At 67.6% G+C, this 8,285-nt stretch carries 10 protein-coding genes; 8 read left to right on the top strand and 2 right to left on the bottom strand.

Features of this window, described 5'->3' with window-relative positions; translation table 11 throughout:
* The 4 genes from AC1VTH_RS04965 to AC1VTH_RS04950 all read left to right on the top strand — a co-directional run.
* Positions 1–220, top strand: a 220-nt coding sequence (locus AC1VTH_RS04965; RefSeq protein WP_481335036.1) for a hypothetical protein, incomplete at its 5' end; no start/stop codon positions are given.
* 186 nt (positions 221–406) lie between these two features.
* Positions 407–946, top strand: a complete 540-nt coding sequence (gene def / locus AC1VTH_RS04960; protein WP_481335034.1) for a peptide deformylase — start codon at positions 407–409, stop codon at positions 944–946.
* A 12-nt stretch (positions 947–958) separates the two neighbouring features.
* Positions 959–1,873: a methionyl-tRNA formyltransferase gene (gene fmt / locus AC1VTH_RS04955; RefSeq protein WP_481335032.1), complete on the top strand. Its 915-nt coding sequence runs from the start codon at positions 959–961 to the stop codon at positions 1,871–1,873.
* The gene (locus tag AC1VTH_RS04950; protein WP_481335031.1) at positions 1,873–3,303 is read left to right on the top strand and encodes an RsmB/NOP family class I SAM-dependent RNA methyltransferase; all 1,431 of its coding nucleotides are present in this window, start codon (positions 1,873–1,875) and stop codon (positions 3,301–3,303) included. The genes fmt and AC1VTH_RS04950 overlap by 1 nt, the downstream gene beginning before the upstream one ends.
* 195 nt (positions 3,304–3,498) lie before the next feature.
* On the opposite strand, the gene AC1VTH_RS04945 is transcribed toward AC1VTH_RS04950, so the two are convergent.
* Positions 3,499–3,750: an FmdB family zinc ribbon protein gene (locus AC1VTH_RS04945; RefSeq protein ID WP_481335030.1), complete on the bottom strand. Its 252-nt coding sequence runs from the start codon at positions 3,748–3,750 to the stop codon at positions 3,499–3,501.
* Positions 3,751–3,947: 197 nt separating this feature from the next.
* On the opposite strand from AC1VTH_RS04945, the gene AC1VTH_RS04940 reads away from it, so the two are divergent.
* Entirely contained in the window at positions 3,948–4,652 is a 705-nt protein-coding gene (locus AC1VTH_RS04940) for an HAD family hydrolase (RefSeq protein WP_481335028.1), read from the top strand.
* 7 nt (positions 4,653–4,659) lie between these two features.
* On the top strand, positions 4,660–5,412 hold the full coding sequence (locus AC1VTH_RS04935; RefSeq protein WP_481335027.1) for a thiamine pyrophosphokinase: 753 nt from the start codon (positions 4,660–4,662) through the stop codon (positions 5,410–5,412).
* 275 nt (positions 5,413–5,687) lie between these two features.
* Here AC1VTH_RS04935 and rpmB read toward each other — a convergent pair whose 3' ends face one another.
* Positions 5,688–5,876, bottom strand: a complete 189-nt coding sequence (gene rpmB / locus AC1VTH_RS04930; RefSeq protein WP_293674020.1) for a 50S ribosomal protein L28 — start codon at positions 5,874–5,876, stop codon at positions 5,688–5,690.
* A gap of 220 nt (positions 5,877–6,096) precedes the next feature.
* On the opposite strand from rpmB, the gene AC1VTH_RS04925 reads away from it, so the two are divergent.
* Both AC1VTH_RS04925 and AC1VTH_RS04920 read left to right on the top strand, forming a co-directional pair.
* The gene (locus AC1VTH_RS04925) at positions 6,097–6,606 is read left to right on the top strand and encodes a MarR family winged helix-turn-helix transcriptional regulator (protein ID WP_481335025.1); all 510 of its coding nucleotides are present in this window, start codon (positions 6,097–6,099) and stop codon (positions 6,604–6,606) included.
* A 170-nt stretch (positions 6,607–6,776) separates the two neighbouring features.
* The coding region (locus tag AC1VTH_RS04920) for an ABC transporter permease (protein ID WP_481335023.1) at positions 6,777–8,285 on the top strand (1,509 nt) is incomplete at its 3' end.

Below are 8,285 nucleotides of genomic sequence, written 5' to 3'. Positions count from 1 at the left end.
GCTACGCGCCCGCGTGCTCGACCTGCCGGGCGAGTGGGAGGTGTTGGGCCCCGCCGAGTGCGTGCGCGCCAAGGTCAAGGACCGCTTCCGTCGCCACGTGGTGGTGAAGGCCCCTGCCGCGGCCAACGTGGGACCCGTCCTCACGGTCGCGGCCGACGCCCTGCCGGCCCGCCGCGACGTGGCGCTCTCGATCGACGTCGACGCCTACGACCTGCTGTGACATGCCCGCTGGGACAATAGGTCTCCGGGACACTGTCCCAATTTGGGACAATAGAACTCCAGGACACTGTCCCAGCGGTCGTTCGCTGTGCTAATTCTCTTGGCTTTGCAAGGCCGGGCGCGCTGGTTGGTATGATTGTTGCAACTGACTGTTCGCCCCGCTAGCGGGGCTTGTGTGAGGAGCGCCATGAGCACCAAGGACATCCTGCTTACCCCCGACCCGCGCCTGTCGCAGGTCTGCGAGCCCATCACCGAGATCAATGACGACGTGCGCGCCCTGGCCCAGCGCATGCTCGAGGACATGTACGAGGCCGACGGCTGCGGCCTCGCCGCCCCTCAGATCGGCGAGATGGTCCGCATGGTCGTCATCGACTGCGACTACACGGACGAGAAGGGCAGCGAGAACCCCTACGTCCTCATCAACCCCAAGATCGTCAAGGCCGACGGTGCCCTGCGCCGCTTCAGCGAGGGCTGCCTGTCGTTCCCGGGCATCTCGGTTGACATCGACCGCCCGAGCCACGTCATCGTCCACGCCACGAACCTCGACGGCGACCTCATGCAGTACGAGGCCGAGAACAACCTGCTGGCCGTGTGCCTGCAGCACGAGATCGACCACCTCGACGGCGTGACTATGGTCGACCACCTGCCGCCCCTCAAGCGCGCCAAGGCGCTCCAGGAGTGCGAGAGGGCCATGGCCGAGGGTGCCCGTCCCGGCGAGACCGAGTAGCGAGGAGCACCCATGCGCATCGTCTTCATGGGCACGCCCGACTTTGCCGTGCCCTCCCTCGAGGCCGTTGCCAATGCGTTCGAGGTCTGCCGCGTCGTGACGCGCCCCGACGCAGTGCGAGGCCGCGGTAAGCGCCTCGAGCCGAGCCCCGTCAAGGCCAAGGCACTGGAGCTGGGCCTCTCCGTCACCGAGACCAACCGCATGACGCCCGAGGTCATCGACCAGATTCGCGCCCTCGGGGCAGACCTGTGCGTCGTGGCCGCCTATGGCTGCATTCTGCCCGACGCCCTGCTCGAGCTCTTTCCCCTGGGCTGCATCAACGTGCACGCGTCGCTGCTGCCGCGCTGGCGCGGCGCCGCACCCATCCAGCGCGCGGTCCTCGCGGGCGACGAGCTCGTGGGCGCCTCGATCATGGAGGTCGTGCACGAGCTCGACGCGGGCGCCTACTGCGCCCAGGTGAGCACCGCGGCCGCGGGCAAGACGTCCGGCGAGTTGCTCGACGAGGTGGGCCGCCTCGGTGCTGCCGCGCTCGTCGACGCCATCAACGACATCGCCGCCGGTACGGCCACCTGGACGCAGCAGGACGAGACGCTGGTGACCTACGCGCACAAGATCGACAAGGCCGAGATGCGCCTCGATGCCGCCGACTCCGCCACCGACAACGTGCGCCGCGTGCTCGCGAGCACCGACGCCGCGCCCGCCCGCTGCGCGGTCGCCGGCAAGGGCGTGCGCCTCGTGCGCGCCGCCACCTGCGATGATTCTGTGGCACAGGGGCACGTGGTCGTGAGCCATGGCCGCGTCGTGCTGGGCTGCGCCGACGGTGCGCTCGAGGTGCTCGAGGTCAAGCCCGACGGCAAGCGCCAGATGGCCGCGAACGCCTGGGCCGCGGGACTTCGCGGCGACGACCTTGCCTGGGAGCGTGTCTGATGACGGTCGCAAGCCCCGCGCGCACCACGGCGCTGCGCCTCCTGTCGCTCCAGCGCCGCCGTGGCGCCCGCGCCCGCGACCTGCTCCGCAGCGCCCACGAGATGGACGCGCTCGGCCGCAAGGCGCGCTCGCTCGCCACGAGGCTCGTGCTGGGCGTCAACGTCGCCGCAGGCGAGCTCGACCGCCGCATCGATTCTTTCGCGAGCCGCCCGGGCTCCATCCAGCCCCGCGTGCGCGACGCCCTGCGCCTCGCATCGTTCGAGGTCCTCTACCTCGAGACGCCCCCGCAGGTTGCCGTGAGCCAGGGCGTTGAGCTCGTGCGCAGCGTGCAACCGCGCGCCGCGGGCATGGCCAACGCCGTGCTGCGCCGCGTCAAGGCGTGCCGCCCCGAGGTCGACGCCGCCCGCAGCCGCGTCTGCCGCCTCGCCCAGGGCGAGGAGTGCGCGCTCAGCACCCTCGACCTCGCCGTTGCCTCGGGCTATCCCCAGTGGCTGTGCGAGTCCGTGCTTGCCGAGCTGGGGGAGCGCGACGCCGCGAGGATGGCGTGCGCCGCGCTCGACCCCGCGCCCATCTACGTGGCCCAGGGCCGCGCGGAGGTTGACACGGCGGACCTCGCCGACCATCTCTCGCGCCTGGCCGACGAGTGCGAGCCCACGAGTCTTCCCGCGAGCTGGAAGCTCTCGAGCGGTGCGCGCCTTGCCCGCACAGGGCTCGTGGCGTCGTGCGACGTCGCGGTCGCGGACCTCTCGGCCCAGATCGTCTGCCGCGTGGCCGCTCCCGCCCAGGGCCATGTCCTCGAGGTGGGGCAGGGACGCGCCACCAAGTCGCTGCTGCTCGCGCGTGCCATGGACGAGCTGGGTGCCACGCCCTCCATCGCGGGGTGCGAGCTCGTGGGTTCCAAGGTGGCTCTTGCTCGCGCGCGTATGAAGACGGCGGGCCTTGCCGGGACCGTGAGCTGCACCGAGTTCGACGCCACCAGGCTTGGCGAGGACGAGCAGCCTGCCGAGCTCTCGGGCTCGTTTTCGTCCGTGCTCGTCGATGCCCCCTGCTCGGGCACCGGCACGATGCGCCGTCACCCCGAGATTCCCTGGACGCTCGAGGCTTCCTCGCTCGATCCCGCGAACCCCGAGGGACTGCCGGCCCTGCAGCTCTCGATTCTTTCCGCCGCGAGCAGGCGCGTGGCGCCGGGCGGCTCGCTCGTCTACGCCACCTGCTCGGTGCTTGCCTGCGAGAACGAGGACGTCGTCGATGCCTTCCTCGCGAGCGACGCCGGCAGTGCCTTCGAGCTCGCGAGCGTGACGGACTCCCCCGGCATCGCCTCGCTCGAGCCTGGAGCTCTCTCCTGGGTCACTAGCCGCGGCATGTACCGCTCGATTCCCTGCGCGGGTGGTCCCGACGGCCACTTCTGCGCCCGTCTCGTCCACCGCTAGCTGGGACACTTTCGCCCGTAGCCTTACTGTCCCACCTTACCTGCGGTTTGGGACAGAAAGGCTCCGGGCTAATTTGTCCCAAAACAGAAGAAGGGCGCGACGCCGTGGGTGGCGTTGCGCCCTTCTCGCATTGATGGGTCACAGCGGGTATGCTAGCTCGGTCGGTGCGGAGCAGCGAGGCTCCCGCCAAGCCCCTTACGCGCCGCAGCTCGCGCAGTCGTGGCCCGGGCAGCCCGAGCAGCCCGAGGTAGCGTCGGTGGCGCTGTTGCCGCCGCGCTGGTCGGTGTTGTAGAAGCCCGAGCCCTTGAACGTGATGCTCGAGGCCGAGAAGACGCGCTCGGCCGGCTTGCCGCAGTTCGGGCAGGTGATGCTCGGGCGCTCCGACATCGGGTGCTCGACCTCAAAGACCTTGCCGCAGCCGGTGCATCGATAGTCGTAACGTGCCATGTGCCAAAACCTCCGTGAACCCTCGCCGCGCGGGCGAGCTCTGTGCATAGAAATGCGGCCCTGCGGCCGCAGGAGATACTTTACCCAAACTTTGGCTCGCGTGTCACCGGCGCGACGTTTAGAACGCTACCTCGACAAGCTCGTATACTTAAAACATCTGTCTCGCCGCGCCCGCGGCAAACCTAGGGGAGGCACCCGTGTCAAAGATCTCCGGCGCCATTTTCGACTGCGACGGCACCCTGCTCGACTCGATGGGCATGTGGATGAACATGTTCTGGACCCTCATCTTGGGCTATGGCGTCGAGCCTACGCAGGAGCTCCTCGACACCGTCGAGGCCATGACGCTGATGCAGGCCTGCGAGTTTCTCCACAGCGAGTTCTGCATGAGCGACGACCCCGACTCTCTGCTCGTCAAGATCTATGACTTCGTGACGCACGCCTACGAGAACAGCATCGTCGAGATGCCGGGTGCCCACGCCTTCGTCGAGAGCTTGCACCAGGCAGGCCTCCCCATGATCGTCGCGAGCTCCACGCCACGGCAGCTCGTGATCCGTGCGCTCGAGTGCCACGGCCTGCTTGGCTACTTCGACGACGTCCTGTGCACGGAGGACGTGCGAGACGGGCGCGACAAGGACTTCCCCGACGTCTACCTCGAGGCGCTCGAGCGCCTGAGCACACCGCTTGCCGAGACCTGGGTCTTCGAGGACGCCCCGTTCGCCGTGCGCTCCGCACGCCGCGCGGGCTTCCACGTCGCTGGCATCCACAACGACCACGATGGGCGCGACGCCAACTTCATCCGCTCTTGGTCCGACCTCTACTCCGAGAACTACGGCAGCATTTCGCTTTCGGCCATCGAGGCGTTCGACGACGCCACCCGCAGGCCCAGCCCCGAGGAGGCCTAAGGCTCCCATGCGTGTTCTTCTCGTAGCGGGCTCTCCCGAGCCCAGCAGCGCAGCCACCCTTTCCGAGCTTGCCCGCGAGGCCGAGACGGTCGTGGCAATCGACCGTGGTGCCGAGGCGTGCCGGGCGGCGGGCATTGTGCCCGATGCCTTTTGCGGCGACGCCGACACCGTGAGCGCGGACACCCTCGCCTGGGTGCGCGACCACGCGAGCGCCTCGGCTGCGGCCACCACCGGCCAGCACCTCGACGTGACGCCCGCTGACGACGTGCGCGAGACGCCCCAGATTCGCGGCCTTCACGGTGAGCTGGGCATCCGGCTCTTTCCGCCCGCGAAGTACGACACCGACCTCTCGCTGGGCTTTGCCTGTGCCCGCCAGATCGCCTCGGAGCGTGGCGAGGACCTTGAGGTCACGGTCACCTGCGCGAGCGCTGGTCGTATGGACCATGCCCTGGCCGTCTTTGGGGTGCTCGCCTCGAACGCCGACCTCGCGCCCTCGCTTGTCGAGGACGCCTTCACCTGCCGCATCCTTTCGCCGCGCGGCACCCAGACGTGGGAGCTGGGGGAGCGGGCTTGCGGCTGTCACTTCTCCTTCGTGGCGCTTGCCGACGCGAGCGTGGTGAGCGAGCGCGGCATGCGCTGGGAGCTCGACCACTTCCGCGTCGACGCCCTGCGCGACCGCGGCATCTCGAACGTCATCGACGCCGATGACGCCGCAATCACCTGCCACGTGGGCATCGTGGCGGCGTTTCTCATCCGCTAGGTCCTTGTTTAACGATTGCGTTGGTCCCGTACGAGCAGTTGCTGGTGCGGGGCCATATTCGTGTCGTCCCCTTGTTCTCACGGGCGGCGTCGGTCGTGCCCCGGGCTATGCGTTCCACGGCGTCGCGTGCCGCTTGCGAACCCGGACGTGCGCACCTTGTCGTGGCGTCGCGCCGCTCGTGCCCGGTCAACGGGGGAGCGGCAACAAAAAAGGAGCCGCCGAAACCGGCGACTCCCCGACAATGCATATGAGCTGCGTTTGCAGCGAGCTCGCTACTAGGAGCGGGCGACCTTGCCAGACTTGAGGCAGGTGGAGCAGACGTTCATCTTCTGCTTGTGGCCGTCGACGACAACCGTGACGTGCTGGATGTTCGGACGGAACTTGCGGTTGGTGACGCGGTGCGAGTGGCTGATCGAACGACCGGCAACGGCGTGCTTGCCGCAGATGGCGCAAACCTTAGACATTGTTGTACCTCCATGTAAGCGGCGCATCTTGCAACCGCCTTCGACGCATAGCTGGTTAAGAATAGCACAGCACCAGCGCCCTGCAAGCAGTTTTCGCCGAGATGTTGTGTCCTTGATGTGAAGTCTACCTCAATGTGGGGTCTCGTGAAATCGGAGGAGCCAAATGGCTATATTCCTAACAATGAAAACTAATGCTAGAAACTATTTGGAGGAGTTACGCATGACCCAGCATGACGCATTCTCCGGGCTTATGCGGGACGCGAGCGCTACGTCGCCCAGCGAGGAGTGGCTCGCGCGCGCCCTCGAGCTTCTGAGGGAGGGTCGCAAGGTCATGAGCCTGCGACCCGAGCCCACCGTGAGCGAGGCCACGCGCGGCATGCCTGCCGTGATGCAGGCGCTCATCGAGGAGGGCCACCCGATGTCTCCCAGCGAGCTCGCCCGCAAGGCCGGCGTGTCCGACGCGCGCATCGCCAACACCCTGCGTGCCCTCGAGAAGCGCGGCTACGTGGAGCGACGCGGCTGCGAGCACGACCGCAGGCGCGTCGAGGTGCTCGTGACCGAGAAGGGCTACGAGGTGGCAAGCAAGCACTTCGAGGAGTGCCTCGACCTCATCGCGCGCTTCCTCGAGGAGCTGGGGCCCGAGGACGCCGAGTCCCTCGTGCACGTCGTGGGGCGCATCGGCGAGGTTATGGAGGCCCGCCGCGCAGAAGGCCGGCAGGTCCACATCTAGCCCGCTACGCGCGCCATCGTCGCCGCGCCCCGCAAGTGGGCGAGGGTCGCGAGCGTTGCGCGCGCCGCAGCCGCCGCGCACACCATAGATATCCATCCACCGGGGAGCCCCGCAGGCCGCGCCGTGGGCCGGGCTCCCGCTGCCACCAACCAAGGAGGAGGCATAGCCGCGTGAAGATCATCAGGCTCTTCAAGAACCACATACTGGCGCTCGTCACTGCCATCGCGCTCATCGTCATCAGCTGCAACGCAGACCTGGCGCTGCCCACCTACATGAGCGAGATTGTCGACGTGGGCATCCAACAGGGCGGCATCGAGAGCCCCGTGCCCAACACCATCCAGGCAGACGCCCTGTCCGACCTCGAGCTCTTCATGAGCCAGGACGACCAGGACACCGTAGAGGCCGCCTATGGGCAGGCCAACGACGAGGGCGTACGCGCCTACGTGGGCTCCGAGGCAGACCGTGCCGAGGACGGCGCCGTGACCAACGCCATGAGCCTGCCCGAGACGGTCGTGCTGTCGTTCGAGCAGGGCGTCGACGCCTCGACGCTCGCCGACGGTATGACGGGCGCGCTCGACATGGACACCGTGCGTGCAGCCGTGGCGGCCGGCATGGTCCCGCAGCAGAAGCTCGTCGACGCCGCGAGCGCCATGAGCGACTCTATGGGTTCCATGGGCGGCTCCATCGTCAAGCAACGCGCCATCACCTACGTGCAGCAGCAGTACGCCGCCCAGGGCATCAGCCTCGAGGACGTGCAGAACGCCTACCTCTCGCAGATGTCACTCAAGATGTTTGGCCTGTGCCTCGTGTCGCTCGTCGCCACCGTGCTCACGGGTGCCGTGGCCTCGCACACCGCCTGCACCATCGCCCGCGACCTGCGTCGCCAGACCTTCGACGCCGTGATGCACTTTAGCCCGGCCGAGGTGGGCAGGTTCAGCCAGGCCTCGCTCATCACCCGTTGCACCAACGACATCCAGCAGATCCAGATGGCCACCACGCTGTTCATCCGCATGGTGCTCATGGCACCCATCATGGGCGTGGTCGCCGTGCTGCGCGTGCTCGCCACCCACACGGGTCTCGAGTGGACCATCGGCGTGGCCGTCATTGCCGTCTGCGCCGTCGTGGGCGTGCTCATGGGCCTCACGATGCCCAAGTTCAAGGCGATGCAGAAGTTCGTCGACCGCGTGAACCTCGTCGCCCGCGAGATGCTCGACGGCATCATGCCCATCCGCGCCTTTGGCCGCCAGGACCACGAGCTCGAGCGCTTTGACGGCGCGAGTCGCGACCTCATGAGCACCCAGCTGTTCACCAACCGCGCCATGAGCTTCATGATGCCGCTCATGATGCTCGTCATGAACTGCGTCACCGTGTTGATCGTCTGGTTTGGCGCCCATGGCGTGAACGACGGCGTCATGCAGGTAGGCGACATGATGGCCTTCATGTCCTACACGATGCAGATCGTCATGGCCTTCATGATCCTCACGATGGTCTCGGTCATGCTGCCCCGCTCCGAGGTGGCCGCCGAGCGCGTCGACGACGTCCTCAGGACCAAGACCTCGATCGCGGAGCCCGCAAACCCCCAGCTCCCGGCAGCCGATGCGCCGCGCGGCGAGCTCGTCTTCGACGACGTGAGCTTTGCCTACCCCGACGCCTCGGCAGATGTCATCGAGCACGTGAGC

Source organism: Parolsenella sp. (assembly GCF_982402205.1).
This window is presented reverse-complemented; position numbering and strand designations above follow the sequence as displayed.

What these genes read in the sequence shown, in the direction of transcription:
- fmt (WP_481335032.1), top strand. Translation starts at nt 959, where the DNA reads ATGCGCATCGTCTTCATGGGCACGCCCGACTTTGCCGTGCCCTCCCTC.
- rpmB (WP_293674020.1), bottom strand. Translation starts at nt 5,876, where the DNA reads ATGTCTAAGGTTTGCGCCATCTGCGGCAAGCACGCCGTTGCCGGTCGT.
- AC1VTH_RS04935 (WP_481335027.1), top strand. Translation starts at nt 4,660, where the DNA reads ATGCGTGTTCTTCTCGTAGCGGGCTCTCCCGAGCCCAGCAGCGCAGCC.
- AC1VTH_RS04945 (WP_481335030.1), bottom strand. Translation starts at nt 3,750, where the DNA reads ATGGCACGTTACGACTATCGATGCACCGGCTGCGGCAAGGTCTTTGAG.
- AC1VTH_RS04925 (WP_481335025.1), top strand. Translation starts at nt 6,097, where the DNA reads ATGACCCAGCATGACGCATTCTCCGGGCTTATGCGGGACGCGAGCGCT.
- AC1VTH_RS04950 (WP_481335031.1), top strand. Translation starts at nt 1,873, where the DNA reads ATGACGGTCGCAAGCCCCGCGCGCACCACGGCGCTGCGCCTCCTGTCG.
- def (WP_481335034.1), top strand. Translation starts at nt 407, where the DNA reads ATGAGCACCAAGGACATCCTGCTTACCCCCGACCCGCGCCTGTCGCAG.